Annotated in this window: 25 protein-coding genes, 1 pseudogene and 1 riboswitch; of the genes and pseudogenes, 16 read left to right on the top strand and 10 right to left on the bottom strand. The window is 71.2% G+C overall.

The genetic code is table 11. The annotated features are described in order from the left end of the window. Positions 1–108 precede the first annotated feature (108 nt). Entirely contained in the window at positions 109–1,119 is a 1,011-nt protein-coding gene (locus tag OG440_RS26315) for an LLM class F420-dependent oxidoreductase (protein ID WP_406009249.1), read from the top strand. 64 nt (positions 1,120–1,183) lie between these two features. Next, entirely contained in the window at positions 1,184–1,474 is a 291-nt protein-coding gene (locus OG440_RS26310; RefSeq protein WP_406009248.1) for a hypothetical protein, read from the top strand. Between the two features lie 99 nt (positions 1,475–1,573). Here the strand turns inward: OG440_RS26310 and OG440_RS26305 are convergent, their stop codons facing one another. The 3 genes from OG440_RS26305 to OG440_RS26295 are packed head-to-tail and all read right to left on the bottom strand — an operon-like array spanning position 1,574 to position 4,904. Further along, the gene (locus tag OG440_RS26305) at positions 1,574–2,653 is read right to left on the bottom strand and encodes a prenyltransferase (protein WP_406009247.1); all 1,080 of its coding nucleotides are present in this window, start codon (positions 2,651–2,653) and stop codon (positions 1,574–1,576) included. After that, the gene (locus OG440_RS26300; protein ID WP_406009246.1) at positions 2,650–3,456 is read right to left on the bottom strand and encodes a class I SAM-dependent methyltransferase; all 807 of its coding nucleotides are present in this window, start codon (positions 3,454–3,456) and stop codon (positions 2,650–2,652) included. Before OG440_RS26300 ends, OG440_RS26305 begins: the two co-directional genes overlap by 4 nt. After that, positions 3,450–4,904, bottom strand: a complete 1,455-nt coding sequence (locus OG440_RS26295) for a glycosyltransferase family 4 protein (RefSeq protein WP_406009245.1) — start codon at positions 4,902–4,904, stop codon at positions 3,450–3,452. Before OG440_RS26295 ends, OG440_RS26300 begins: the two co-directional genes overlap by 7 nt. 209 nt (positions 4,905–5,113) lie before the next feature. Here OG440_RS26295 and OG440_RS26290 point away from each other — a divergent pair, with 209 nt between their 5' ends. Beyond that, positions 5,114–5,746 carry a TetR family transcriptional regulator gene (locus OG440_RS26290; RefSeq protein WP_406009244.1) on the top strand — a complete coding sequence of 211 codons (633 nt, stop codon included), beginning with the start codon at positions 5,114–5,116 and terminating at the stop codon, positions 5,744–5,746. A 313-nt stretch (positions 5,747–6,059) separates the two neighbouring features. Here the strand turns inward: OG440_RS26290 and OG440_RS26285 are convergent, their stop codons facing one another. After that, positions 6,060–6,293: a ferredoxin gene (locus OG440_RS26285; protein ID WP_406009243.1), complete on the bottom strand. Its 234-nt coding sequence runs from the start codon at positions 6,291–6,293 to the stop codon at positions 6,060–6,062. 6 nt (positions 6,294–6,299) lie between these two features. After that, positions 6,300–7,757 carry an aldehyde dehydrogenase gene (locus OG440_RS26280; protein ID WP_406009242.1) on the bottom strand — a complete coding sequence of 486 codons (1,458 nt, stop codon included), beginning with the start codon at positions 7,755–7,757 and terminating at the stop codon, positions 6,300–6,302. Positions 7,758–7,848: 91 nt separating this feature from the next. On the opposite strand from OG440_RS26280, the gene OG440_RS26275 reads away from it, so the two are divergent. From OG440_RS26275 to OG440_RS26265, 3 genes and pseudogenes are all read left to right on the top strand, one after another. Beyond that, positions 7,849–8,904 carry an MBL fold metallo-hydrolase gene (locus OG440_RS26275; RefSeq protein WP_406009241.1) on the top strand — a complete coding sequence of 352 codons (1,056 nt, stop codon included), beginning with the start codon at positions 7,849–7,851 and terminating at the stop codon, positions 8,902–8,904. An 80-nt stretch (positions 8,905–8,984) separates the two neighbouring features. Continuing rightward, positions 8,985–9,421, top strand: a pseudogene (locus OG440_RS26270) (nuclear transport factor 2 family protein); the annotation flags it as partial. A 79-nt stretch (positions 9,422–9,500) separates the two neighbouring features. Next, the gene (locus tag OG440_RS26265) at positions 9,501–11,258 is read left to right on the top strand and encodes a serine/threonine-protein kinase (RefSeq protein WP_406009240.1); all 1,758 of its coding nucleotides are present in this window, start codon (positions 9,501–9,503) and stop codon (positions 11,256–11,258) included. Here OG440_RS26265 and OG440_RS26260 read toward each other — a convergent pair whose 3' ends face one another. Then, positions 11,259–12,035 (bottom strand): phosphotransferase, encoded by a 777-nt coding sequence (locus OG440_RS26260; RefSeq protein WP_406009239.1) that lies wholly within the window; start codon positions 12,033–12,035, stop codon positions 11,259–11,261. 111 nt (positions 12,036–12,146) lie between these two features. Next, positions 12,147–12,232: riboswitch (cobalamin riboswitch) on the top strand. A gap of 142 nt (positions 12,233–12,374) precedes the next feature. Here OG440_RS26260 and OG440_RS26255 point away from each other — a divergent pair. From OG440_RS26255 to OG440_RS26225, 7 genes are all read left to right on the top strand, one after another. Beyond that, positions 12,375–13,604: a prenyltransferase/squalene oxidase repeat-containing protein gene (locus tag OG440_RS26255; protein ID WP_406011462.1), complete on the top strand. Its 1,230-nt coding sequence runs from the start codon at positions 12,375–12,377 to the stop codon at positions 13,602–13,604. Then, the gene (locus OG440_RS26250) at positions 13,601–14,287 is read left to right on the top strand and encodes an SCO2322 family protein (protein ID WP_406009238.1); all 687 of its coding nucleotides are present in this window, start codon (positions 13,601–13,603) and stop codon (positions 14,285–14,287) included. Before OG440_RS26255 ends, OG440_RS26250 begins: the two co-directional genes overlap by 4 nt. After that, the gene (locus OG440_RS26245; RefSeq protein WP_406009237.1) at positions 14,280–15,569 is read left to right on the top strand and encodes an energy-coupling factor transporter transmembrane component T; all 1,290 of its coding nucleotides are present in this window, start codon (positions 14,280–14,282) and stop codon (positions 15,567–15,569) included. Before OG440_RS26250 ends, OG440_RS26245 begins: the two co-directional genes overlap by 8 nt. Next, positions 15,566–17,440, top strand: a complete 1,875-nt coding sequence (locus OG440_RS26240; protein WP_406009236.1) for an ABC transporter ATP-binding protein — start codon at positions 15,566–15,568, stop codon at positions 17,438–17,440. Before OG440_RS26245 ends, OG440_RS26240 begins: the two co-directional genes overlap by 4 nt. Next, positions 17,437–18,273 (top strand): ECF transporter S component, encoded by an 837-nt coding sequence (locus tag OG440_RS26235; RefSeq protein ID WP_406009235.1) that lies wholly within the window; start codon positions 17,437–17,439, stop codon positions 18,271–18,273. The genes OG440_RS26240 and OG440_RS26235 overlap by 4 nt, the downstream gene beginning before the upstream one ends. A gap of 335 nt (positions 18,274–18,608) precedes the next feature. Continuing rightward, positions 18,609–19,025, top strand: coding sequence for a transglycosylase SLT domain-containing protein (locus tag OG440_RS26230; protein WP_406009234.1), 417 nt, complete (start codon positions 18,609–18,611; stop codon positions 19,023–19,025). A gap of 110 nt (positions 19,026–19,135) precedes the next feature. Continuing rightward, positions 19,136–19,870, top strand: coding sequence for a YoaK family protein (locus OG440_RS26225; protein ID WP_406009233.1), 735 nt, complete (start codon positions 19,136–19,138; stop codon positions 19,868–19,870). A 41-nt stretch (positions 19,871–19,911) separates the two neighbouring features. Here OG440_RS26225 and OG440_RS26220 read toward each other — a convergent pair whose 3' ends face one another. Further along, positions 19,912–21,147: a cytochrome P450 gene (locus OG440_RS26220; RefSeq protein WP_406009232.1), complete on the bottom strand. Its 1,236-nt coding sequence runs from the start codon at positions 21,145–21,147 to the stop codon at positions 19,912–19,914. A 173-nt stretch (positions 21,148–21,320) separates the two neighbouring features. On the opposite strand from OG440_RS26220, the gene OG440_RS26215 reads away from it, so the two are divergent. After that, positions 21,321–22,490 carry a steroid 3-ketoacyl-CoA thiolase gene (locus OG440_RS26215; protein WP_406009231.1) on the top strand — a complete coding sequence of 390 codons (1,170 nt, stop codon included), beginning with the start codon at positions 21,321–21,323 and terminating at the stop codon, positions 22,488–22,490. On the opposite strand, the gene OG440_RS26210 is transcribed toward OG440_RS26215, so the two are convergent. Next, a complete protein-coding gene (locus tag OG440_RS26210; RefSeq protein WP_406009230.1) occupies positions 22,474–22,665 on the bottom strand; it encodes a DUF397 domain-containing protein in 192 nt (63 codons plus the stop codon). The two genes, OG440_RS26215 and OG440_RS26210, sit on opposite strands and share 17 nt — an antisense overlap. After that, entirely contained in the window at positions 22,646–23,473 is an 828-nt protein-coding gene (locus tag OG440_RS26205) for a helix-turn-helix domain-containing protein (protein WP_406009229.1), read from the bottom strand. Before OG440_RS26205 ends, OG440_RS26210 begins: the two co-directional genes overlap by 20 nt. An 83-nt stretch (positions 23,474–23,556) precedes the next feature. Here OG440_RS26205 and OG440_RS26200 point away from each other — a divergent pair, with 83 nt between their 5' ends. Then, a complete protein-coding gene (locus OG440_RS26200; protein WP_406009228.1) occupies positions 23,557–23,991 on the top strand; it encodes an ATP-binding protein in 435 nt (144 codons plus the stop codon). Between the two features lie 42 nt (positions 23,992–24,033). After that, entirely contained in the window at positions 24,034–24,783 is a 750-nt protein-coding gene (locus OG440_RS26195; protein WP_331739441.1) for a transposase family protein, read from the top strand. 143 nt (positions 24,784–24,926) lie between these two features. On the opposite strand, the gene OG440_RS26190 is transcribed toward OG440_RS26195, so the two are convergent. Further along, complete coding sequence (locus tag OG440_RS26190) at positions 24,927–25,703, bottom strand: hypothetical protein (RefSeq protein ID WP_406009227.1); 777 nt, start codon at positions 25,701–25,703, stop codon at positions 24,927–24,929. Between the last annotated feature and the right edge of the window lie 372 nt (positions 25,704–26,075).

Here is a 26,075-nt window from a genome sequence, read left to right as displayed (position 1 = left end):
AGCCTTCGCTCCGCCTGCTTCACGCACGGCCCCTCGCCCTTCCGGGCGGGGGGCCGTTGTCGTACAGTCGCAGCCTTCCCTTGTCTGACACACCGTCAGGAGGCAGGCATGCGGCTCGGTCTGGCGCTCGGCTACTGGGGCCGCGGTCCCTCCCCCGACCACCTGGAACTGGCGTGTGAGGCGGAACGGCTCGGCTACGCGTCCGTGTGGACGGCGGAGTCCTGGGGCTCGGACGCCTTCACCCCCCTCACCTGGATCGCCGCCCGGACGTCGACGATCGGACTGGGCACGGCGGTCGCGCAGATGGCGGCCCGGTCCCCCACCACGACCGCGATGCACGCCCTGACCCTGGACCACCTCTCCGGCGGCCGGATGATGGTCGGGCTCGGCCTGTCGGGCCCTCAGGTGGTGGAGGGCTGGTACGGCCGGCCGTTCCCCGAGTCCCCGCTGACCGCGACCCGGGAGTACGTGGACGTGGTGCGCCAGGTGCTGCGCCGCCGGGCGCCGGTGGAACTGGACGGCCGCTTCCACTCCCACCCCTACCGCGGCCCGGACGGGACGGGTCTCGGCAGGCCGCTCAGATCCATCACCCACCCCCTGCGCGACGACCTGCCGGTGCTGCTGGGCGCGGAGGGTCCGCGCAACGTCGCCCAGACGATCCGGATCGCCGACGGCTGGCTGCCGCTGTACTGGTCGCCGAACCGTCCGGACGCGTACGGCCCGGCCGTGGCGGAACTGCCCGAGGGCTTCCGGGTCGCGCCCCTCGCCCAGGTGCGGATCTGTGACGACGTCACCGAGGGCCTGCTCCCCGTGAAGACCATGCTCGGCTTCTACATCGGCGGTATGGGCCACGCCACCCGCAACTTCCACGCCGACCTGATGGCCCGCATGGGATACGAGGAGGAGGCCCGGCACATCCAGGAGCTGTTCCTGGCCGGGCGGCGCGAGGAGGCGGTGCTGGCCGTCCCGGACGCCTTCGCGGACGAGATCTCCCTGGTCGGCCCCCGTGAACGCGTCGCCGAGCGGCTGGAGTCCTGGCGCAAGGGGCCGGTGACGGACCTGCTGGTCGTCGCCCCGGACCGGACGACCCTGCGGGTGCTGGCGGAGCTCAACTCATAGCCACGGGCGGACGGAGAGCGAACACTCCGTGTTTCAACCGGGATTCCGGGGCCAGACGGAAGTCATGTCTCGATATCGCAGTGGTTCCAACTCCGCCGGAACGGTCATAGCGGTCGTCGCGGACGTCATGGCCGTCATCCTCGGGCTGTGGATCCTCATGTACCTGCTGGACGCCAACCGGGGTAACGACCTGGTCCAGTTCGTGCATCACGCGGCCAACTGGCTGGCCGGCTGGTCACGTGACCTGTTCACGTTCGACGAGGCGTGGGCGCGCGTGGTGGCCGGGTACGGCCTGGCAGCGGTCGTCTACCTGTTCATCGGTCACGCCATCGCCAACCGGGTCCACCGCCACTGAGGCGGGTTCCCGCCGAGTCCCGGGACGCGTCTGCGACCCGCTCCCGGGGCGAGTCCGACCCCTTCCCGGGCGGGTCCTGAAACCCGCTCCGGGACCGGGTCAGGCGCAGCAGTCCGCCTCGAGTCCGGTCAGCCCGTACGGCAGCTGCTCCCCGCCGAACACGGCGCAGGTGGCCTCGTGACCACCGAGGGCCGCGACGGCCAGCAGCAGTGACCCCGCGGTCCAGGTGGTCAGCTCCCGGGGCCAGATCGCCTCGTCCTCGAACACGAACCCCGTCCAGTACAGGCCCGACTCCTCGTCGCGCAGATGCTGGATCGCCTGAAGAATCTCCAGTGCCCGGTCGGACTCGCCCATCGCCCACAGGGCCAGGGCGAGTTCGGCCGATTCGCCGCCCGTGACCCACGGGTTGGGGACGACGCAGCGCACGCCCAGTCCCGGGACCACGAAACGGTCCCACTCGGCCTCGATCCGGGACTTGGCCTCCGCGCCGGTCAACGCGCCGCCCAGCACCGGGTAGTACCAGTCCATCGAGTAGCGGTCCTTGTCGAGGAACCGCTCCGGATGCCGGCGGATGGCGTGCCGCAGCGCACCCACCGCCAACTCCCAGTCGGGCTGCGGCTCTTCGCGCTGCTCGGCGATCGCCAGCGCGCAGCGCAGCGCCTGATGGATGGAGGAGGACCCGGTGAGCAGCGCGTCGGCGGTCGGGGTTCCGTCGTCGTCGCGGCGCCAGCCGATCTGCCCGCCGGGCTGCTGGAGCCGCAGCACGTACTCGACCGCCGCGTAGACGGCCGGCCACATGCGGTCCAGGAAGGTGTCGTCGCCGGTGGACAGGTAGTGGTGCCAGACGCCCACGGCGATGTAGGCGACGAAGTTCGTCTCGCGCCCCCGGTCGGTGACGTCGTCGAAGGCGCCGTCCGCGTAGGCCGCGAACCAGGAGCCGTCCTCGTTCTGGTGCCGGGCCAGCCAGATGTACGCCCGCTCGGCGGCCTCGTGTTCGCCCGCCGCGTCCAGCGCCATCGCCGCCTCGGTGTGGTCCCACGGGTCCAGGTGGTGGCCCCGGAACCACGGGATGGCGCCGTCCTCACGCTGTGCGGCGAGAATGCCGGCGACGGTCACGGCGGCCTGCTCGGCGGTGAGGACCCCGGGCAGGACGAGGTGTTCTGTCCGGGGGGTGGTCACTTGACGCCCGCCCCGGTCTTCTCGCCCTGGCCGCTCTTCCTGCTCTTCCCGGGCTGTTCGGCCGGTTCGGCCTGTTCGGCGAGTCGCGGCAGGTGCGGCTTGGTCGCGTACGCCACGAAGCTCTTGCCGATGAGCGGGTTCAGCGCCTGCTCGGCGACCCGGGTCGCGAGGGGCTTCTTCATGATGTCCCAGACCAGCAGCTTGTGGTACGCCCGCACGGGCAGCGCCTTGTCGTTGTCGACGCCGAACGCGCACTTCAGCCACCAGTACGGCGAGTGCAGCGCGTGGGCGTGATGGGTGCCGTACGGCTTCAGGCCCGCCTCGCGGATCTTCGTGAGCAGTTCGTCCGCCCGGTAGATGCGGATGTGGCCGCCCTCGACCTCGTGGTAGGCGTCGGAGAGGGTCCAGCAGACCTTCTCGGGGCCGTAGCGCGGGACGGTGATGGCGATCCGGCCGCCCGGCTTGAGCACCCGCACCATCTCCGCGAGGACACCCTTGTCGTCCGGGATGTGCTCCATGACCTCGGAGATGATCACGACGTCGAAGGACTCGTCGGGGAAGGGCAGGGCGAGGGCGTCGCCCTCCATGGCCGTCGCGGTGGCACCCTCGGGGGCCTCGCCGGCCTCCTTCATCGCCGCGAACCACTTGGCGACCTCGCGGATCTCCTCCGCGTTCTGGTCGAGGGCCACGACCTGCGCGCCACGCCGGTAACACTCGAAGGCGTGCCGGCCGGCACCGCAGCCCAGGTCCAGGACTCGGTCGCCCGGGGCGAGCGGGAACCGGGAGAAGTCGACGGTCAGCACGTGGCCCTGCTTTCGCGATCGCGATCGGATGCTTCGGATACGGCGTCGATGCCGGCGCCGATGCCGGCGCCGGTCCCGGCACCGACGGACTCGACGGCTTCGGGGGCGGCGGCAGCCGCTGAAACCTCGGCGACCCGTGGGCGACCGCGCTCGGCTATCGCCTCGCGGTAGCGGGCCACGGTCCCCTCGGCGGCTCGCGCCCAGGTGAACCGCGCGAGCACCCGCTGGCGTCCGGCCGCGCCGAGCCGGGCCCGCAACTCCGGGTCGCCCAGCAGCCGTCCGAGACCCGAGGCCAGCGCCCCGGAGTCGCCCGGCGGCACGGCCAGGCAGGTCTCGCCGTCCCGCCCGGCGACCTCGGGGATCGCCCCGCCGGTCGTGGCGAGCAGCGGGGTGCCCGTGGCCATGGCCTCGGCGGCCGGCAGGGAGAAGCCCTCGTACAGCGACGGCACGCAGGCGACCTCCGCCGAGCGGACCAGGTCGACCAGTTCGGCGTCGGAGATGCCCTTGACGAACTCGACGGCGCCTTCGAGGCCGTACCGCTCCATCGCCTGGGCGACCGGCCCCTCCTGGGGGCGCTTGCCGACGACGACGAGGTGGGCGTGCGGGTGCTCGGTGCGCACCTTGGCCAGCGCCTCGACGAGGAACACCAGTCCCTTGAGCGGGACGTCCGCACTGGACGTCGTCACGATCCGGCCCGGCACGACGGCCACGGCGGGGTTCGGCGAGAACAGGTCGGTGTCGGCGCCGATGTGGACGACGTGGATGCGGTCGTCGCGGACCCCGAGGTGGTCGACTATCTCCTGGCGGGAGGTGCCGGAGACGGTGAGCACGGACGGCAGCCGGCGCGCGACCCGCTTCTGCATCCGGGTGAACGCGTACCAGCGGCGGACGGAGAACCGCCGTCGCCGTCCCTCGGCGGCGTCCAGTTCCAACTGCCGGTCGACGGTGATGGGATGGTGGATGGTGGTGACCAGGGGCGCGCCGATGTCCCCCAGCAGCCCGTATCCCAGGGTCTGGTTGTCGTGCACGATGTCGAACTCGCCGCTGCGCGCGCGGAGATGACGGCGGGCCCGCAGCGAGAACGTCAGCGGCTCGGGGAAGCCGCCGGTCCACATCGTGGCGACCTCGAGGGCGTCGACCCAGTCGCGGTACTCGTCGCGCTTCGGGGTGCGGAAAGGATCCGGCTGGCGGTAGAGGTCGAGGCTGGGCAGCTCGGTGAGGGACAGGCGGTCGTCGTGGCCCGGGTCCAGCACCGGATAGGGCTGGGAACCGATCACCTCGACGCGGTGCCCGAGACGGACGAGCTCGCGCGAGAGATGCCGGACGTAGACGCCCTGGCCCCCGCAGAACGGGTTCCCCTTATACGTGAGGAGCGCGATGGTGAGCGGTGGCCCGCCGTCGGCGGCGAGGTCGTGCCGGGGCCCTGCCTGACTGGCCTCAGCGGTCACTCCGGGCCCCCTTCTGCCTGCATTGTCCCGCGAGACTACGACGGGACGCTAATCTAGAACAAGTTTCAGACTTGATCGTTCGGGAGGCTCTGAATCTACCGGCAGGTAGGAGAGCTGTGAGCAGTGGATCAGGTGATTCACGCCACGGCCTACCGCCCCGTCGAGCTGTGTGCCCACTGAGCCTCACCGACTGTCACGGAACGGGACCCATGTCTGCGGAAGCCAGCTCTCAGCGCCCTGCGCACTCCCCGCTCACCGAGCGGCAGGAGGCGCGCCGCCGCCGCATCCTGCACGCGAGCGCGCAGTTGGCCAGCCGGGGCGGTTTCGACGCGGTACAGATGCGCGAGGTCGCGGAATCCTCACAGGTCGCCCTCGGCACGCTGTACCGCTACTTCCCGTCCAAGGTGCACCTGCTGGTCGCCACGATGCAGGACCAGCTGGACCACATGCACGGCACGCTGAGGAAGAAGCCCCCGACGGGCGAACGGGCGGCGGACCGCGTCGCGGAGACCCTGATGCGCGCCTTCCGCGCCCTCCAGCGCGAGCCGCACCTGGCGGACGCGATGGTCCGCGCGCTGACCTTCGCCGACCGCAGCGTCTCACCGGAGGTCGACCAGGTCTCCCGCCAGACGACGGCGATCATCCTCGACGCGATGGGGCTGACCGATCCCACCCCCGAGCAGCTCTCGGCGGTCCGCGTCATCGAGCACACCTGGCACTCGGCGCTCATCACCTGGCTGTCGGGCCGCGCCTCCATCGCCCAGGTCCGGATAGACATCGAGACGGTGTGCCGGCTGATCGACGTGACGGACCCGGGACACACGAGCGAGGCACACGGCTAGGACACGCGAGCGGTGCAAGGGGGACGGAGCGGGAGCGGAGCCCACACGATTGCCGCACGCGATTGCCGCACGCAAGCGTTGGCGCACGCAAGCGTTGGCGCACGCAAAGGACCCACGAGACGACGAGGGTTTCCCTCAGATCCTGTCCCGCGATCTTCAGGTCCCTCGGTCCGTCCGTCGACGTCGGCCTCGGCGGATGCCTTCGCGTCACGCAGAAGTCGGCTACTCCGGTCGGACCCCCTCATTCGCCTCGTAGGCCACTACCAGGATAAAACGTCTTAAACGTGACGCAATACCCTGCCGGGAGATTTCTTTACTCCTCCGGCGGGAACACCGCCTCCCCGCTGCCCACCAGCGTGATCATGATCGCCTCCACCGGACAGCTCTCCGCCGCCGCGAGCACCCGCTCGTTGGCGTCCATGTCCGGGTGGCCCGGATGGGACTGGCGCGCGGTGTCGAGCCGGAAGCCCTCGGGCGCGTGGTGGATGCACTGGGCGGAACCGATGCACAGGGACCGGTCCACCTCGACGTGCCACCGATCCCCCATGGCCCGTCAGCCCTCCCATCCCGCCGGCAGGTGGATCATCTTGTGCTCGAGGTACTCGCCGAAGCCCTCGGGCCCGAACTCCCGCCCCAGGCCGGAGTTCTTGTAGCCGCCGAACGGGCCGAGCATGTCGAGGCTGAACGTGTTCACCGAGTACGTCCCGGTACGGACCTGCCGGGCGACCTCGACGCCGTGGCCGACGTCGGCCGTCCACACGCTGCCGCTGAGTCCGTAGTCGGAGTCGTTCGCGATCCGCAGCGCCTCGGACTCGTCGCCGTAGGGCAGGAGGCAGATCACCGGCCCGAAGATCTCCTCGCGGGCGATCCGCATGGAGTTGTCGACGTCCCCGAACAGGGTCGGCTCGACGTACCAGCCGCGGTCCAGGCCCGCCGGACGTCCGCCGCCCGTGAGGATCTTCGCGCCCTCCTCCTGCCCGATCCGGATGTAGTCGAGGTTGCGGCGCTGCTGCCGCCGCGCCACCAGCGGGCCGACCTGCGTCGCCGGGTCCAGCGGGTCGCCGACGACCAGCGCGGCCGCCGCGGCGGCGAAGGCGTCCGCGAACTCGTCGTAGCGCGAGCGCGGCAGAAGGATGCGGGTCTGGGCCACACAGGCCTGCCCGTTGTTCATCCAGGCGGCCGAGACGATCCCGGGGACGGCCGTGGCGATGTCCGCGTCCGGCAGCACGATCGCCGCCGACTTGCCGCCCAGCTCCAGGGTCACCCGCGTCAGGTTCCGCGACGCCACCTCCATGACCCGCTTGCCGGCCGCGACCGAGCCGGTGAACGACACCTTGTCGACGCCCGGATGCCCGACCAGGTACTCGCTCACCTCACGGTCGGCCGGCAGGATCGACAGCACCCCCTCCGGCAGCCCGGCGTCCCGCGCGATCTCGGCCAGCAGATACGCGTCCAGGGGCGACTCCGGCGACGGCTTCAGCACCACCGTGCAGCCGGTGAGCAGCGCGGGCGCGAGCTTGGCGGCGGCGACGAACTGCGGGACGTTCCACGGGACGACGGCCGCGACCACGCCGACGGGCTCGCGCCGCACGAGGATCTTCCCGAGCACGCCGTCGCGCCGCTCCTCGAAGGTGAAGCCGCGCGCGACGGTGATCGCCGCGTCCCACACCATCATCGCGCCGAGGGCCTGCGCGAGGACGCTCCATGAGTACGGGGAGCCGTTCTCCGAGGAGATCACCCGGGCGATCTCCTCGTGGCGCATCGCGATGCCGTCCTTGATGCGGGTGACGACGGCGATCCGCTCGTCGAGCGACAACCGGGGCCAGGGCCCCTCGTCGAAGGCCCGCCGCGCCACTGCGACCGCCCGGTCCACGTCGCCACCCGACGCGTGCGGCACCCGCCCGATGACCTCCTCGGTGTGCGGCGAGACCACCTCGATGACGTCCTTGCCAAGGGGGTCGGTCAGTTCCCCACCGATGAACAGCTGTCCGTGTTCCACGAGCTCGGCCATAACCACTGCCTTCGTCTACGTTTCTGACGGTGTTTCAGGAACTGATACCAGTTCTAGTTATAGTGGGCAATGGCCGTGTGACGGAGGGCAGATGAAGAGTAGTCCGGGTGGAGTCGGAGCCATCACGTACGACCATGGCGGTGGCGTCCGCTCGTTGCGGGTGCCGATCCCGGACAATCCGTTGGGCCACACCCTGGTGTACGTCGTCGACACCGACCGCGGGCCGGTGCTGATCGACACGGGTTGGGACGATCCGACGTCCTGGGAGGCGCTGGACGCCGGGCTGACCGCGTGCGGTACCTCCGTCACGGAACTGTGCGGGGTCGTGATCACCCACCATCACCCCGACCACCACGGCCTCTCCGGCCAGGTGCGGGAGGCTTCCGGGGCCTGGGTGGCGATGCACGCGGCGGACACCTCCATCGTGCGGCGGACCCGCGAGACGCGGCCCGAGCGCTGGTACACGTACATGGCGGCGAAACTCACCGCCGCCGGCGCCCCGGAAGAGCACATCGCCCCGCTCCGCACGCCCCCCGCCCGCCGTCGCCCCCTCCCCGGTCTGGCGCCCGCCCTCCCCGACCGCGAGATCGTCCCCGGCGAGTTCCTCGACCTCCCCGGTCGCCGGTTGCGTGCGATCTGGACGCCGGGCCACACCCCCGGACACGTCTGCCTCCACCTGGAGGAGGAGCATCCCGCTCGACTACCGGGCCATGGACGCCTGTTCTCCGGTGACCACCTGCTGCCGGAGATCACCCCGCACATCGGCCTGTACGAGGACCCCGACGACGCCACCGTCACCGACCCCCTCGGCGACTACCTCGACTCGCTCGAACGCGTCGGCCGGCTCGCCCCCGCGGAGATCCTCCCCGCCCACCAGTACGCCTTCACCGACGCCCCCGCCCGGGTAGGGGAATTGCTCACCCACCACGAGGACCGTCTCACCGGCCTGCTCGACCTCCTCGCCATTCCCCTCACGCCCTGGCAGCTCGCGGAGCGTATGGAGTGGAACCGTCCCTGGGCGGACATCCCCTACGGCTCACGGACCATCGCGGTCTCGGAGGCCGAGGCGCATCTTCGGCGGCTGGTGAAGCAGGGGCGCGCGGAGGCCGTCACCGGGAGCGATCCGGTGACGTATGTGGCGGTGTAGGGCGTCCGTGGTGGTGTGAGGCGGCACTTGGCGGGTTGATTCGCTCGCGGCGGGCGGGGGCCCTTGATGGCAACACCCTCATGGACCCCTTGCAGCGGCTGCTCGCCGAACGCGCCTGTGAGCGTCTCGTCGTCGACTTCGTCCACCGGCTGGATCTCCTCGAACCCGCCTCGGTGGCCGAGCTGTTCATCGAGCACGGCACCTGGGAATGGCCGGAGGGCGGGCGGCTGATCGAGGGGCGGGCGGCGCTGCGGGAGTACTTCGGTTCACGTCCCGCCGACCGGCTCTCCCGTCGGCTCATGTCAACATCCTGGTCACCGTGGCCACGCCGGACACGGCCCTGGCCACCTCGTACTTCTCGGCATACCGGGTCGACGGCTACGAGGGCGGCGCCGTCCCCGCCGGGCCGTCCGTCCAAGTCGGGCATTATCAGGACGCGTTCCGCCAGGTCGACGGGGTGTGGCTGCTGGAGAGCCGGAAGCTGTTCCCGCCCTTCGGCGGACCGACACCCCGCGTAGGCTGCCGAGTCGATCAGGTCGTCGGATCATGGGGTCGGGGATCACGGGGATCATGGGGACGAGGGGGGACCAGGGCCGATGAATCATGCGACCGAGGTGTTCCAGCCGCTACAGGCGGACGATCCGCCCCTGGTGGCCGGTTACCGTCTCGCCGCCCGGCTCGGTGCGGGCGGGATGGGACGGGTCTACCTGTCGCACACGCAGGGCGGCCGGCCGCTCGCGATCAAGGTGGTACGCCCGGAGCTCGCCGACGACCCGGCCTTCCGACGGCGGTTCCGCAGGGAGATCAAAGCCGCCCGACGGGTCCGCGGCGCGTACACCGCCGAGCTGATCGACGCCGACGCCGACGGCGTACCCCCCTGGCTGGCCACGCTGTACGTGCCCGGGCCCTCACTGGCGGAGGCGGTCGCCCGGCGCGGACCGCTGCCGGTGCCCGCGGTGCTGTGGCTGATGGCGGGGGTGGCGGAGGCACTCCAGGCCATCCACGGTGAGGGCATCGTGCACCGGGACCTGAAGCCGTCGAACGTGCTGCTGGCCGCCGACGGACCGCGCGTGATCGACTTCGGCATCTCGCTGGCGTCCGACACCACCTCGAACACCGCCACCGGCCTCGCCGTCGGCACCCCGCAGTTCATGGCTCCCGAGCAGGCGACCGCGGGTGAGGTCACCGCGGCGACCGACGTGTTCGCGCTCGGGCAGACGGCGGCGTTCGCGGTCCTGGGCGAGCCGTTGTACGGGGACGGTCCCTCGGTCGGCGTGCTGTACCGGATCGTGCACTCGGAACCCGACCTGTCCCGGCTGCCCGAACCACTCCGTCCGCTGATCGCCCGGTGCCTCGCCGCCGACCCGGAGGAGCGGGTCACCCCGGCGGAGGTCGTCGAGTGGTGCCGGCGTCGTCTGGACGGAGACGCGGACGACGGCGCCGGGCCGGCCGTCTGGCGGGAGGTCACCGGGCCGGAGGTGGCGGTGCCGTCCCCGGTACCCGATCCCACCCCGGTGCACACGCTGCCCTTGATCCCGCGGCCCTCGCACAAGACACCCCGGCACCCGGCAGACTCCGACCCCACGAGCTCGGACCCGGCAGCCTCGTACCCCTCGCCCTCGCCCGCGGCGCCCTCGCACCCGATGTCCCAGCCCGCGATGCCGTTGATCGCGCCGGTGCGGTCGCAGCTCACGAGGCCGGACGCGCGGCCGGTACGCCGTCGGCGTGCCGCGTCGGTCGCGGCCGCCGCCGTGACCGCGGGCGCGCTGGTGCTGACCGGTCTGGTGTGGACGGTCGTCGAGGCGGCGGACCGGCTCGGCCACCGGGACACCGCCGGGACGTCCTCGACGCCCGGCCCCTCCGAGTCCGCACGGTCGTCGGCGTCCTCGGCCGCGTCCTCGTCGACGGGCGGGTCCGACTCCGTCGCCGGTGACCGGACATCGGAGGAGTCGAGCGCCGCCTCGACGGTGCCCAAGACGCCGCAGGCCACGGCGTATCCCCTCCAGTGGCTGGACGCGAAGACCTCGGTGGACATCAAGGAGCCGGTCCGGCGCGAGGACGCCAAGGGGGACATCCGCTTCTCCTGCGAGACGACCGGCTGCGCGCTGGAGAGCGAGACCAGCGTGTTCAGCATGATCTACGGCGACCCCGGCGGCTCGATCGACTCGTGCCGCATCGTCCTGACCGGCGCCAAGAGTCGTCGCCTCCCCCTCGCCGCGGCGGCGGCAGGCAGCGAGATCTGCGTGAAGCACCCCTCCGGGGACATCGCGCTGCTCGTCATCCAGGTGAAGTCGACGGCGCTGCCGGACATCGCCTTCGTCACCGCGGACATGACGGTCTGGCGGGCGTCCTAGTCAGCGACCCGCCGTCGACCTGATCAACTCGGCTGCCGGTACGAGGAGTTCGGTCTCCTCATGGCTCATCGTCGGGTTGGCCGCCCGCCTCCGCAGGGCCTGCGCGAGGCCCTCCTCGGTGAGGCCGGAAGGGTCGGCGAGCAGCGCGGTCAGCATGGCCCGGGCCGGGTCGGCGATCGGCTGGGCGGAGGCGGCGACCTGGGCGAGGATCACCGCGGACATGCCCCAGTCGAGCCCGGGGTCGCCCTCCTCCGCGTTGGCCCAGTCGATGACCCGGGGGCCGTCGGGCGTGAGGATCACGTTGTCCGGGTGGAGGTCCAGGTGCAGGATGCGGGCGTCGGCCGAGATCCGTCCCGGCAGGCGGTGCAGCTCGCGCAGCAGCCGGGCGAGGACGGTCCCCGCCTCCTCGGCGCCCAGGGTGCCCGCGCCGAACGCGTGGAGCATCGTCGGGCCGTCCAGCCGCTCCATGACGAGGTCGGCCCGTGCGCCGGAGGGCGATGGCCGTACGGCGGGCGCGGGATAGCCGTGCCGGCGCACGTGTGTCATCACCGCCGCGAGGACGGCCGGGTCCTCCCGGCCCTCCCGGTCGCGGCGCAGCACCCACGCGTCGTCGATCTCGTACACGTCGGCCGTTCGGCCCGAGCCGATCAGTCTGCCCGGCAGCCCGCCCGGCGGCTCACCTGGCAGCCCACGCGGCGGCCCTCCCGGCAGCCCACGCGGCGGTCCTCCCGGCAGCTCGTCCGGCAGTCTCTCCGGCGCCCTCCCCGTATGGGTCATGGCCAGAACATATCGGGGGTTCCCGCCCCGGGCGGGGCGCTTTCACAGGCGCCCCTCAGGCGCCCGGCTACCTGCCGGTAGAGTGGCCGCGTCGTCATCACGCCCGTACGGGGGGAAGCCGGTGCAATTCCGGCGCTGACCCGCAACCGTGAGCCGCCGAGCCGTCCCACCGGGCGCCGTGGCAAGCCGGATCGCCCGGTACGGGACCGTGACCGGCTCACGTGCGTCGGCAGCCCCGCCGTCGCACGGCACCGTCGAGGTCTACGGAGCCGAGCCGCCGGGATGTCCCGTGCTGCCCGGCCGCGTGACCTCACCGACCGGGAGAGGCACCCGCCGATCATGAACATCCGCCGCAGCGCCACTGCTCTGGCAGCCGCCACCGTCGTGCTGGGTGCCGCCGTCCCCGCCGTCGCCGCCACCCCTTCCCCCACCCCGTCGGTGGCGATACCCGACGGGCTGTACGGCACCGCCGACCCGACCTACGACGGCGTCTGGCGCCAGTCGCTGGCCCTGCTCGCGCAGCGGACGACCGGCGTCACCCCCGCCGACCGGGCCGTGACCTGGCTGACCGGGCAGCAGTGCGCGAACGGCGCCTTCGCCGCGTTCCGCGCGGACACCGCCAAGGCGTGCGACGCCAAGCTGTTGGTCGACACCAACAGCACGGCGGCGGCCGTCCAGGCGCTGGCCACGCTGGGTGGCCACCAGGCCGCGACCGAGAAGGCCGTCACCTGGCTGAAGTCCGTCCAGAACGCCGACGGCGGCTGGGGCTACGCTCCCGGCGGCGCGAGCGACGCGAACTCGACCTCCGTCGTGGCGGGCGCGATGGCGGCGGCCGGACAGCAGCCGACCGAGGTGAAGAAGGCCGGGAAGTCGCCGTACGACGCCCTCCTCAAGCTTTCCATCCCGTGCGACGACGACGTCGAGGGCGGCGCGTTCGCGTACCAGCCGGACAAGAAGGGCGCCCTCGCGGCCAACGCGGACGCGACGGCGGCAGGAGTGCTCGGCGTCCTCGGCAAGGGGTTCGTGACGACGGCCGGGAAGACGTCGGCTGCCCCCGCGTGCGACTCCGCCACCGCGGACACCCCGAGCGGACTCGCCCGCAACGGCGCGGCCTACCTCGCCGGAGCGGTCCTCGCCGACGGCTTCCTGAAGTCCGCCCTCCCCGGCGCAGAGGACCAGCCCGACTACGGCAACACCGCCGACACCGTCGTCGCCCTCGCCGCGCAGGGTGCGACCGCGCAGGCCGAGAAGCCCCTCGCCTGGCTCGAGTGGAACTCCGCGGCCTGGGCGAAGCAGAGCGGTCCCGCCGCCTACGCCCAGCTGATCTTCGCGGCCCACGCCATGGGCGCCGACCCCCGCCACTTCGGCGGCGCCGACCTCGTCGCGCAGCTCGACGCGACGGGCCCGGCCCCGCAGTCCACGAAGGCCACCGGGGCCGACACCGAGGCCGACGAGAAGGACGACTCGGATTCCGGTTACGGCGTCTGGTGGACCGTCGGCGTCTTCCTCGTCGCCGGTATCGGCATCGGATTCCTGATCAGCGGCCGGGGCAGGAAGCAGCAGCCGTGACGCGCCGGTGCGCCGCCCTCGTCCTCGCCGCGCTGGTGTTGTCCCTGACCGGCGCGGTCCAGTCGGCGCAGGCCGCCGGCTACCGCTACTGGTCCTTCTGGGACCGCTCCGGCGACGGTTGGACGTACGCCACCCAGGGCCCGTCCACCGCCCGGCCCTCCGACGGCGACGTCCAGGGATTCCGGTTCGCGGTGAGCGCGGACTCCCAGGACGCGTCGCAGCCGCGCGGTGCGGCCTCGTTCGCGGCGATCTGCGCGAAGACGCCCGCGCGGGACGGCGCGAAGCGGGTGGCTCTCGTCATCGACTTCGGTACGGCCGCCGACGCGCCGGGCGGCGAGACCCCGCCGTCGCCGCGCACGGCATGTGCCCGGGTCTCCCCCGACGCGACGACGGCCGAGGCCCTCGCGTCGGTCGCCAAGCCCCTGCGCTACGACACGAACGCCCTGCTGTGCGCGATCGCGGGGTATCCGCGGACGGGCTGCGGCGAGCAGGTGTCCGGGCAGGCGCCGGGAACGGACGGCTCCGCGTCCGCCGCGCAGCCGGAGCGGGAACCGGCGAAGGACGAACCGGAAGACGACGGCGGGCCGTCCGTCGGCCTGTACGCGGGCGCGGCGGCGGTGGCCGTACTGGGCGCGGCGGCGGTCCGGCAGGCCCGGCGGCGAGGGTCCCGCAGGGATGGCTGAGGGCCGTCCCCGCGCAGGGAAGACCGCCGGCCGCCGACACACTGGGCCGGCCGAGAGCCCTCCCCACGCGGGGAGGGCCGACGGCCGCCGACACACAGAACAGGCCGAGAGCCACCCCCGCGCAGGCAGGACCGACGGCCGCCCACCCACAGAGCCGGCCGACGGCAGCCCCCGCACCACGTTCGCGCAGCACACCCAGCACGGCCGGCCGGCGCAGCGCACCCCACGTGCCCCGCTGCACCCCGCAGCCTGGTGGCTGTGGGCCCTCGGCCTCGGCACCGCCGCCACCCGCACCACCAATCCGCTCCTCCTCGGTCTGCTGTTGGGCGTCTCCGCCTACGTCGTCACCACGTGCCGCCCGGAGACGCCCTGGTCCCGTTCCTACTCCGCGTTCCTCAAGCTCGCCCTCGCCGTCCTCGTCATCCGTCTCGTCTTCGTCGTCGCCCTGGGCTCACCGATCCCGGGCACGCATGTACTCGTGACCCTCCCCGAAGTCCCGCTCCCCCACTGGGCGCAGGGCATCCGGCTCGGCGGCGCGGTCACGGCCGAGGGCCTGCTCTTCGCGTTCTACGACGGCCTGAAACTGGCGGCGCTGCTCGTCTGCGTGGGGGCCGCCAACGCGCTGGCCAGCCCGTCCCGCCTCCTCAAGACGCTGCCCGGCGCCCTGTACGAGACGGGGGTGGCGGTGGTCGTGGCCCTCACCTTCGCCCCGAATCTGATCGCGGACGTCCACCGGCTGCGAGCCGCCCGCCGGTTGCGGGGCCGCCCCGACTCGGGTCTGCGCGGCCTGCTCCAGGTGGGCCTGCCGGTCCTGGAAGGCGCCCTGGAACGGTCGGTCGCCCTCGCCGCCGCGATGGACGCCCGCGGCTACGGCCGTACCGCCGACGTCCCCGCCCCCGTCCGCCGGACGACTGCGGCCCTCACGCTCGGCGGTCTGCTCGGCGTCTGCGCGGGAACGTACGGCCTGCTCACCGCGGCGGGCGGCACGTACGGCTTCCCGGTGCTGGGCGCCGGAGCCGTCGCGGCCCTCGCCGGACTGCGGCTGGGCGGGCGCCGCTCCCCGCGCACCCGCTACCGTCCGGACCGCTGGACCCCACGAGCGTGTCTCACCGCCGCCTCCGGGGTCGCCGTCGCGGCCCTGCTCACCGTCGCCGCGTCCGCCGACCCGGTCGCCCTGCACCCGGGGGTGGTCCCGCTGACCGCCCCCGTCCTCCCGCTCTGGCCGGCGGCGGCCGTACTCCTCGGCCTGCTGCCCGCGTTCCTCTCCAAGGAGCCGTCGTGATCCGCTTCGAGAACGTCTCCGTGACGTACGACGGGGCCGCCGAACCCACCGTCCAGGACGTCGACTTCACCGTCCCCGAGGGTGAACTCGTGCTCCTGGCGGGTCCGTCGGGCGTCGGCAAGTCGACGCTCCTCGGCACGGTGTCCGGTCTGGTCCCGCACTTCACCGGCGGCACCCTGCGCGGCCGCGTCACGGTCGCCGACCGCGACACCCGCACCCACAAGCCGCGCGAACTCGCCGACGTCGTGGGAACGGTAGGGCAGGACCCGCTCTCGCACTTCGTGACGGACACGGTCGAGGAGGAACTCGCCTACGGCATGGAGTCGTTGGGCCTGCCCCCGGAGGTGATGCGCCGCCGGGTGGAGGAGACCCTCGACCTGCTCGGTCTCGCCGCCCTGCGCGACCGCCCCATCGCCACCCTCTCCGGCGGCCAGCAGCAGCGGGTCGCGATCGGCTCGGTCCTCACCCCGCATCCGCGCGTCCTCGTCCTGGACGAGCCGACCTCCGCGCTCGACCCGGCGGCCGCCGAGGAGGTCCTCGCCGTCCTCCTCCGACTCGTTCACGACCTCGGTACGACGGTGCTGCTGGCGGAGCACCGCCTGGAACGCGTCCTGCAGTACGCCGACCGGGTCGCGCTGCTGCCCGCCCGGGGCGCGGCCCCGCTGCTCGGCACCCCGGCGGACATGATGGCGGTGTCCCCGGTGTTCCCGCCGGTGGTGAGCCTGGGCCGGCTGGCGGGCTGGTCCCCGCTGCCACTGACCGTGCGGGACGCCCGCCGCCGCGCCGGTGACCTGCGGGAACGCCTGGAAGGGCGAGCGGCCCCCCGGGAGCCGGCCGCCCCCGCAGCACTCCCCTCCGGACTCCCTTCCGGGTCCTCGGCCGGGCTCCCCGTCGCGCCCTCGGCCGGACCCCCCTCCGGACTCCCCTCCGGGTCCCCGGCCGGGCTCCCCGTCGCGCCCCCGGCGATCCCACCCGTCCGCCGCCGCCTCTTCCGCCGCCCTCCCCCCGCGCCGTCCGTCGCGGCGGCCCCCGCCGAGGTCCGCTCGCTCTCGGTGCGTCGGGCCCGCGTCCAGGCGCTGCGCGAGGTGGACCTCACCGTCACGCCCGGCGAGACCGTCGCGCTCATGGGCCGCAACGGCGCCGGGAAGTCGACGCTGCTCGGCACCCTCGTAGGCCTCGTCGAGCCGTCGGCGGGAACGGTCCACGTGGGCGGCCTGGTGCCGCACCGCACCGCGCCCCGGGACCTGGTCCGCCGCGCCGGTCTGGTCCCGCAGGAGCCGCGCGACCTGCTGTACGCCGACACGGTCGCCGCCGAGTGCGCGGCCGCCGACGGGGACGCGGGGGCCGCCCCCGGCAGCTGCCGGGCCCTGGTCTCCGACCTTCTCCCCGGCATCACGGACGGCACCCACCCCCGCGACCTCTCCGAGGGGCAGCGCCTCACCCTCGCGCTGGCGGTCGTCCTCACCGCCCGGCCGCCCCTCCTCCTCCTGGACGAGCCGACCCGGGGCCTGGACTACGCGGCGAAGGCCCGCCTGTCCGCCGTCCTGCGCGGGCTCGCCGCCGCCGGGCACGCGATAGTGCTGGCCACCCACGATGTGGAGCTGGCCGCGGAGCTCGCCGACCGGGTGGTGCTGCTCGCGGAGGGCGAGGTGATCGCCGACGGCCCGACGGCGGAGGTGGTGGTCTCCTCCCCCTCCTTCGCCCCCCAGGTGACGAAGATCCTGGCCCCGCAGAAGTGGCTCACGGTCACGCAGGTGCGCGAGGCACTGCGGGAAGAACCGCAGGACGAACTGCGAGGAGAACTACAGAGAGAACGACGGGGAGAACTGCCGGAAGAACTGCGAGAAGAACTGCGCGAGGACCCGCGATGACGATGTCCAGGCGGCGTCCCGTCCCCCTCGGCCCCCGTTCGCTCGCCGCGTTGGCGCTGGTCAGCGCCGTGGGCGTGGCCGCGTTCGGCTGGCCTTTCCTCGCTCCGCCCACCTCCGCGCTGAACGCGCACGCCCAGGACGCGCCCTGGTTGTTCGCGGGCCTGCTGGTGCTGCTGGTCGCGGTCGTGACGGCGACGATCTCGGAGTCGGGGCTCGGCGCGAAGGCGGTGGCGATGCTGGGCGTGCTGGCGGCGACGGGCGCGGCCCTGCGTCCGATCGGCGCGGGGACGGCGGGTATCGAGCCGATGTTCTTCCTGATGGTGTTGAGCGGCCGGGTCCTCGGCCCGGGCTTCGGGTTCGTGCTCGGCTCGGTCACGATGTTCGCGTCCGCGCTGCTGACGGGCGGGGTGGGCCCGTGGATGCCGTTCCAGATGCTGGCGATGGGCTGGTTCACGATGGGCGCGGGCCTGCTGCCCGGGGCGGACCGGCTCCGTGGCCGTGCCGAGTCGGCGCTGCTCGCGGCCTACGGCTTCCTGGCCGCGTTCGCCTACGGCACGGCGATGAACATGGCCGGGTGGCCCTTCATGGGCGCGCTGGCATCCGGCGTCTCCTTCGATCCGGACGGGACGGTGCCCGCGAACCTGGCCCGCTTCGCCGCGTACTGCGTGGCGACCTCGCTGGGCTGGGACCTGGGCAGGGCGGTGGTCACGGTCCTGCTGACCCTCACGCTCGGCCCGGCGGTGCTCAGGGCGCTACGCAGAGCCACCCGCCGCGCGGCGTTCGAGACCGCGGTCACATTCGAGGCCTCGCGGAAGGCCCCAGAGGGCCGTTGACCGGTGAACCACCCCACATGACTCACATCACCTACTACCTGACCTAGTCGGACAAACCGGACGCCATGCCCACGCCATAAGGGCCTCTGACCTGGTCATTGAGAGCCAGCTCACACGAAGCGCCAACCTCCCGAATACGACCACAACTAGCAAAAGGGGTCTTTGCGGACGGCGCTCGATCCTGTTTCTCTGGATGACGTCGCAGGGTGCCGACGAGCCCACGGGTTCCGGCACCACGGCATGCAGCCACCCACCGCAACCACACGGTGCGGCCACGTACCGCGTGACTCCGGCATGCAAGCGACCACAAACGTCCCCGAGGAAAAAGGTTCTCCGTGTCCGTCTCCGTCATCCGTCGCATCGCTTCCCCCAAGAAGGCCCTCACCGGCATCGCCGTGGCCGCCGCCACCGCGGGGATGGCGCTGTCCGCCGCCCCCGCCCACGCCGCGACCACGTCCTCCGCCGCCCAGGCCCAGGCGATCGCGCACAAGATGATCCCGAACGCGGCGCAGTACAAGGCCTTCTCCAACATCGTGAAGCACGAGAGCGGCTGGAACGTCAGCGCCACCAACTCCTCCTCCGGCGCCTACGGCCTCGTCCAGGCCCTGCCCGGCTCCAAGATGGCCTCGGCCGGTTCCGACTGGAAGAGCAACGCCAAGACCCAGATCAAGTGGGGTCTGGACTACATGAACTCCCGCTACGGCAGCCCGGTCGCCGCCTGGAACTTCTGGCAGGCCAACGGCTGGTACTGAGCCACCCCACCGCGCTGAACAAGCGCCCCCGTACCGTCGAAGGCGGCGGCCCCCGATCCCCGGGGCCGCCGCCTTCGGCGTTTCTCACCTTGCCGTGCTCCACTGAGCGGATGACCGGCACCGATCACCCGACCGAGCCCCCGGAGCCCGCGAAACCCTCGGAGCCCGCGGAGCCGTCCCGGGACCCGGAGGCACGCGGCGTCCGCCTGGTCCCCGTCCTCCTCCTGCTGACCGCCATCAGCGGCCTGATCGACGCGGTCACCTATCTCGGCCTGGGACACGTCTTCACCGCCAACATGACCGGCAACGTCGTCGTGCTCGGATTCGCCGCCGCCGGCGCCCCGGGCTTCTCGGTCCCCCACACGACGACCTCGCTCGTCTGCTTCCTGGTGGGCGCGGTCGTCGGCGGACGGACGTCCCGCCGTCCGGAAGCCGGCTCCCGCCGCAGCTGGACCAGGATGACGCTGGCGGCGGAGGCGGTACTGGTGGGGATCTCGGCCGCCGTGGCCTTCGCCGCCCCGGACCACGCCCCCGTCACCGTCTACTCGGTCATCGCCCTGACCGCGTTCGCGATGGGTCTGCGCAACGCGACCGTACGCAAACTCGGCGTGGCCGACCTCACGACCACCGTCCTGACGATGACCCTCACCGGCCTGGCCTCCGACTCCCGGGCGGGCGGCGGCGCAGGCACCCACTCCCCGCGGCGTACGGCATCGGTGATCGCCATGGTCGTCGGCGCGACGCTCGGCGCGTGGCTGGTACTCCGCCACGGAATCGCCGTCCCGCTGCTGGTCGGGGCGGTGGTCGTGGCGGTACTGGCGCTGACGGCGTCCGGCCGGGAGTAGGCCGGGAGCAGGCCGGGAGCGAGAAGGCTCCCGGCCGCACGTCACCCGGCGCTGACCCGGAGCTCCTTGACCCCGTTGATCCAGGCGGACCGCAGCCGCCGGGGATCGCTCACGAGCCGCAGGTCGGGCAGGGCATCGGCGATGGCGTTGAAGATGAGGTTGATCTCGAGCACGGCGAGCGACTTGCCGAGACAGAAGTGGGGCCCGCCGCCGCCGAAGCCGAGGTGCGGATTCGGATCCCGGGTGACGTCGAACTCGTCGGGCCGCTCGAACACCTCGGGATCACGGTTGGCGGAGGAGTAGAAGAGCCCGACCCGGTCCCCCTTCCTGATCTGCTTCCCGCCGAGTTCGGTGTCCTGGGTGGCGGTCCGCTGGAAGGCGATGACGGGCGTGGCCCAGCGCACGATCTCCTCGGCGGCGGTGCCGGGCCGCTCGCGCTTGTACAGCTCCCACTGCTCGGGATGGGTGAGGAGGGCGTGCATGCCGTGGGTCGTGGCGTTCCGGGTCGTCTCGTTCCCGGCCACGGCCAGCATCAGCACGAAGAACCCGAACTCGTCGGAGTTGAGATTGCCCTCGTTCTCGGCGGCCACGAGCGTCGAGACGATGTCGTGAGCGGGGCACTGCTTCCGCTCGGCGGCCATGTTCATGGCGTACGCGAGGATCTCGGCGGCGGACTGCTGCCCCACCTCCGCCGTGATGGCGAACTCGGGATCGTCGTACCCGATCATCTTGTTGGACCAGTCGAAGATCTTCGACCGGTCGTCCTGGGGCACGCCGATCAGCTCGGCGATGGCCTGGAGGGGCAGCTCCGAGGCGATGGACGTCACGAAGTCGAAGGAGCCGTCCTGCGCGCCGGCCCGTTCGACGATCGCCGTGGCCCGGTCGCGCAGCCGTTCCTCCAGCGCCCGGATGGCCCGTGGCGTGAATCCGCGCTGGACGATCTGCCGTACGCGCGTGTGCTCGGGCGGATCCATGTTCAGCAGGATGAGCCGCTGGGCGTCGATCGAATCCCGTTCGATGTGCTCGTTGAACCGGATGATCGCGGTGTTGAGGTGGGAGGAGAAGATCTCGGGGTGGGTGGAAACGTATTTCACATCCGCATGGCGGGTCACCGCCCAGTACCCGTCGTCCTGGAAGCCGGCGACATTGCCCGTCTGAGGGATCCAGCGGACCGGTTCGGCGACGCGCAACTCGGCGAACTCCGTTAGCGGCACTTGGTGTTGCAGCAGGTCGGGATCGGTGAAGTCGAACCCCTCGGGAAGCGCTGGACAGGGCATCGGCGGCTCCAGCCATCTGACGATGCGATCTGACGGTTCATCAGAAATAGATGCGGTGAAGGTAGTTCAGGACCCTCGAGGCTGCAAGACCCTTGCGGTGACGCACATCACGTAAGCAGACTGCACACAGCGAAGAACTAGAACACGTACTAGTTCCGAAGGGATCCGCACCCATGGCCGCCGAACCCGTGATCGTGGAAGCAGTCCGCACCCCCATCGGCAAGCGCGGCGGCGCGCTCGCCAACCTGCACCCCGCCTACCTACTGGGCGAGACCTACCGCGAACTACTCGGCCGCACCGGCATCCCCGCCGACGCGGTCGAGCAAATCGTCGGCGGCACGGTGACCCACGCCGGCGAACAGTCCATGAACCCCGCCCGCACCGCCTGGCTGACCGTGGGCCTCCCGTACGAGACGGCCGCGACGACGGTCGACTGCCAGTGCGGCTCCTCGCAGCAGGCCTCGCACATGACGGCGAACATGATCGCGGCCGGCGCCATCGACGTGGGCATCAGCTGCGGGGTCGAGGCGATGTCCCGCGTCCCCCTCGGCTCGGGCTCGAAGCACGGCCCCGGCAAACCGTTCCCGGACGAGTGGAACGTGGACCTCCCGAACCAGTTCGAGGCGGCGGAACGCATCGCCCGCCACCGCGGCCTGACGCGGCAGGAGGTCGACGGACTCGGCCTCCTCTCCCAGGAACGGGCGGCGGCGGCCTGGTCCGAGGAACGCTTCAAACGCGAGACCTTCGCCGTCCAGGTCCCGACGACGGAGGACGAACAGGCGGCGGGCCAGGGCATGTGGCGCCTGGTCGACCGCGACGAAGGCCTACGGGACACCTCACCGGAAGCCTTGTCCCGCCTCAAGCCGGTCATGCCGACGGCGATCCACACGGCCGGCAACTCGTCGCAGATCTCGGACGGCGCGGCGGCCATCATGTGGGCGTCGAAACGGATGGCCAAGGCCCTGAAACTGAAGCCGAGGGCGAGGATCGTCGCCCAGGCCCTGGTCGGCGCGAACCCGCACTTCCACCTGGACGGCCCCATCGACGCGACCCATGCCGTCCTCGGCAAGGCCGGCATGTCCCTGAAGGACATCGACCTCGTCGAGATCAACGAGGCTTTCGCGTCGGTGGTGTTGAGCTGGGCGAAGGTCTTCGACCAGGACCTGTCGAAAGTCAACGTCAACGGCGGCGCGATCGCCCTGGGCCACCCCGTCGGCGCGACGGGCGCCCGCCTCATCACGACGGCCCTGCACGAACTGGAGCGCACGGACAAGGAGTTCGCCCTGATCACCATGTGCGCGGGCGGCGCACTGGCGACGGGCACGATCATTCAGCGCCTGTAACGCCACCACCGGTCCAGGCGACGAACGTCGAGAAGGCGGCGGGCTCGATGGTGAGGATCGGGCCCGCCGGGGTCTTGGAGTCGCGGACGGCGACGGTGGCGAGGGTCTCGGCGATCTCGACGCATTGACCACCCTGGTCGCCGCTGTAGCTGGACTTACGCCAGTTGATCTCCATAACGTTCCTCCATTACGCGCCGGATCAGCTCCGCCGAGTCCCTGAGGGAGAGGGCAGCGGCCCGAAGATGATCGTAACGGAGCGAGCAGTCCTTGACCGTGTCCGGGTTGGCGGTGGGATGCCCGCTGCCGTACCCCTCGGTGTAGACAATGGTCGGGTCGCCGACGAAGCGGTAGACGTCGAACGAGCCTTGAAGTCCCACGTGCACCCCGGCCGTGAACGGCAGGATCTGGATATTGACTCGGGGGTCGTCCTCGAAGGTCAACAGGTGCGCCAGTTGGCCGCGCATGACATCCCGGCCGCCAATCTCCTGATGAAGGGCGGCCTCGCTGAGGACCGCCCAGAAGACAGGTGAGTCCTTCTTCTCGAAGATGCGCTGGCGGGCCATACGAACCGCCGTGCGGTCGTCGAGGTTGCTCCGGTCCAGCGCGCCGAGCACCGCGCGGGCATAGGCGCCGGTCTGAAGGAGGCCGAGGACCATGTGGGACTGGAATGAACAGATCTCGACGGCACGCGCCTCCAACTCCCCCACCTGTTGGAACCAGGAGGGAAGTTGAGAACGGAGCACCAGCTCCACCAGCCGCGAGAAGACGCCACCGGTACCGAGAGCCGCGTCGACCCGCTCGCTGAACTCGGGGGTGGGCACCTTCCTGGCGGTCTCCACCTGCCCAACCAGCGAGCCGGTGTAGTTGAGGATGTCCCCGAGCTGCCGCTGCGTAAGCCCAGCCGCCTCCCGCAGGCGCCGAAGCTCGAAGCCGTAGTAGTCGAGCGGTGAAGCTCCGGGATCAAGGACGTTGATATGGGTCACGCAGGCCCTCCCACAACACCACGACACAACGGGTTGTATTCAATGCGTAGCCCAGAGTAGCCACCGCGCCTCACGCTCGTACCGTGAACGGATACTTCCCCTCGATCTACGCCTCCCCCATCGCCACGCAGTACCGCATGACCCTGACGGTGGGAGCCCACTCGGCTCATCACATCCGCAGGATCGCCCGCATGCACCTGGAGAACTGGAAGCTGCAACACCTGACGGAAACGGTGGAGTTGGCCCTGACGGAACTGATCGCCAACGTGTTCCGCCACGTCCCGGACAGCCGCTGCACGGTACTCCTGCTGAAGCGGCAGAAGGGCGTGAGAGCCGAGGTGACAGACGCCTACGGCGGGTTGCTCCCGGCCCCGGCGGCGAGGCCACACCCGGAGTCGGAGGCCGGCCGAGGCCTGCTCCTCCTGGAAGCACTGAGCGTTTTCAGTGTGGCCACTGATCGGGTGACGGGGGCGGTGCGAGGTCGGGGTGCGCAACGGACAGGGCTCCCGTGCCGTTGAGGGAGGTGTTCGACGTCTCAACTCAGCAGCACAGGAGCCCTGTTGGTTCCCTATCCTGCCGCACTCGACCTGCCCCACGCCTTGGTCGAGTGGGTCACGATGCTCATCGTCACCCGTGAGGGTGACCGGCGGTGCAAACTCCCGCCGCACCGCCGTGCGCTGGTCGCACTCGTGTACCTGCGCCGCCATGACACCCTCGCCCGTATCGCCAGAGCCTTCGGGATATCCGTCGGCACCGCACACGCCTATGTCACCGCGGTCACTGGTCTGCTCGCCGAGCAGGCCCCCGGCCTGCTGAAGACGCTGCGCGTGCACGACCCGGACTTCGTCCTCCTGGACGGCACGCTCGCCGAGTGCGACCGCGTCGGCGACGGCAGGGCCGACTACTCCTCGAAACACAAGCGGCACGGGGTGAACGTGCAGGTCGTCACTGACCCGGCCGGTGAGATTCTGTGGCTGTCGCCGGCACTGCCGGGCCGGACCCACGATCTGACGGCCGCCCGCACCCACAAGATCCTCCGGATCTGTGCGCGCCAGGGCGTCCCGATCCTCGCCGACATGGCCTACACCGGTGCAGGCGACTGGGTCACCACCGCCAAGCGCCGCCCGCCAGGCGGTGAACTCACCCTCACCGAGCGGACCGAGAACCGGGCCCTGTCCGTGGCCCGGGCACCTGTCGAACGAGGCATGGCACGGCTGAAGTCCTGGCAGATCTTCCGCAGATCCCGCATCAGCCCCAACCGCATGAGCGTCATCACCAAGGCCGTCCTCACCCTGGAGAAGCAACGCTGAAAACGCTCACTGGTCGACAGATGGGGAGTGTCACCGACCACCGGGGGCGGAAAGACGGTGTGGTTCGAGTGCACCGACCACCCCAGCGTGCGGGGCAGCAGTACCCCATGACCGCAATGAGGCCGAGCGAATGCAGCCGTGACTCATTCGTATATTCGTGCCGCCATGACCATGCCGGCCAGGAGACGCCAGTCAGGCTGCTCCGGGACCGCCTCACCGCGGTTTGCGCACCATCCGGGCATAGAGCCCACCCAGGCCCCCCATGCCTCAAGAAAGTTCTCGAGCGTGCGGTTCTCCCACTCCTCAGGCCGATCCTGAAGGTCAGCCAGAGCGGCAGCGAGGAAGGCGACGAAGTCCTCACGCGTGACGACTCGATCCACTTGATCATACAAACTCATAGCCACGCCCGAAGAGTACCGTCGACGAGAACGTTTCTGCTTCAGCCAGGCAGCAGCGCAGACGAACGCCAGGAGTCCGGCACCGAAAGCGGGAGACCACAGCCAACCCCTTGGAAGGTCCTTATGGGGAGCTATCAGCCAGAACATCCCTGATGTGACCGCCCACGCGCCGAACATCCGCAGAATCACCACGCGCCGCGAGAGAGGCTTTGCCCGTAACGCATTCTGCCGCACCTCCTCGTATCTGCCCGTCCTCGTGTAGTAGTCGTGCAGCCATCGAGTATTGCGGCACGCCGCCCAGGCAATCAGCCCAAACCCCGCACCTATCAGGGTCACCTCAAACAGGATCACGGGATCATCGAAGCCGGACAAGGCCGCAGCGATCACCACTGCCATCACAGTTCCGCTCGTTACCCCGACACGCACGGGATGACGAGCCGCAGCCAGCTCCACCCGGGAAGGCGGCTCCCCCGTCCCCAAGACCCGGTCAACCGCCAGCAACACCTTTTCCCAACGACGCACGCCCACCCCCCTCGACGTCTGCGCTCCAACCAGAAGGACGGACTGCTCGGAGCCCGAGAACCTCAGCCTTCGTTGATACAGAGCGCAGATTAGCCTACCGGACCCTGCGCTCCCTCAGGGATCCCCACAAACTCGCCGTATCGGCGGCGGTCGAGGGCGTACGAGACCAAAAGCTCACGATATTGAGAGCCGGAACGGCCGATTCGTTCGTATTGGAGAGTTATACCTCCGGCCTATTTCACCCTGGGCACCGCACTACCCATCCCGCCGCTCGAGATAATCGCTCCCCGACCCGATGAAACCGTTGTCATCGTCCACTACACAGGGCCATCTTCCGCAGACCGCAGCCACGACTAGGTCTGCGACGCCAAG

This window comes from Streptomyces sp. NBC_00637 (assembly GCF_045161545.1).
In the GTDB taxonomy this organism is placed as follows: domain Bacteria; phylum Actinomycetota; class Actinomycetes; order Streptomycetales; family Streptomycetaceae; genus Streptomyces.
The sequence above is the reverse complement of the archived record's forward strand: the minus strand, read 5'-3'. Positions and strand labels throughout refer to the sequence as shown.

Coding starts and splice junctions, on each gene's coding strand:
- OG440_RS26315 (WP_406009249.1), top strand. CDS start 109: ATGCGGCTCGGTCTGGCGCTCGGCTACTGGGGCCGCGGTCCCTCCCCC.
- OG440_RS26310 (WP_406009248.1), top strand. CDS start 1,184: ATGTCTCGATATCGCAGTGGTTCCAACTCCGCCGGAACGGTCATAGCG.
- OG440_RS26290 (WP_406009244.1), top strand. CDS start 5,114: ATGTCTGCGGAAGCCAGCTCTCAGCGCCCTGCGCACTCCCCGCTCACC.
- OG440_RS26285 (WP_406009243.1), bottom strand. CDS start 6,293: ATGGGGGATCGGTGGCACGTCGAGGTGGACCGGTCCCTGTGCATCGGT.
- OG440_RS26280 (WP_406009242.1), bottom strand. CDS start 7,757: ATGGCCGAGCTCGTGGAACACGGACAGCTGTTCATCGGTGGGGAACTG.
- OG440_RS26275 (WP_406009241.1), top strand. CDS start 7,849: ATGAAGAGTAGTCCGGGTGGAGTCGGAGCCATCACGTACGACCATGGC.
- OG440_RS26265 (WP_406009240.1), top strand. CDS start 9,501: ATGAATCATGCGACCGAGGTGTTCCAGCCGCTACAGGCGGACGATCCG.
- OG440_RS26260 (WP_406009239.1), bottom strand. CDS start 12,035: ATGACCCATACGGGGAGGGCGCCGGAGAGACTGCCGGACGAGCTGCCG.
- OG440_RS26255 (WP_406011462.1), top strand. CDS start 12,375: ATGAACATCCGCCGCAGCGCCACTGCTCTGGCAGCCGCCACCGTCGTG.
- OG440_RS26245 (WP_406009237.1), top strand. CDS start 14,280: ATGGCTGAGGGCCGTCCCCGCGCAGGGAAGACCGCCGGCCGCCGACAC.
- OG440_RS26235 (WP_406009235.1), top strand. CDS start 17,437: ATGACGATGTCCAGGCGGCGTCCCGTCCCCCTCGGCCCCCGTTCGCTC.
- OG440_RS26225 (WP_406009233.1), top strand. CDS start 19,136: ATGACCGGCACCGATCACCCGACCGAGCCCCCGGAGCCCGCGAAACCC.
- OG440_RS26220 (WP_406009232.1), bottom strand. CDS start 21,147: ATGCCCTGTCCAGCGCTTCCCGAGGGGTTCGACTTCACCGATCCCGAC.
- OG440_RS26215 (WP_406009231.1), top strand. CDS start 21,321: ATGGCCGCCGAACCCGTGATCGTGGAAGCAGTCCGCACCCCCATCGGC.
- OG440_RS26210 (WP_406009230.1), bottom strand. CDS start 22,665: ATGGAGATCAACTGGCGTAAGTCCAGCTACAGCGGCGACCAGGGTGGT.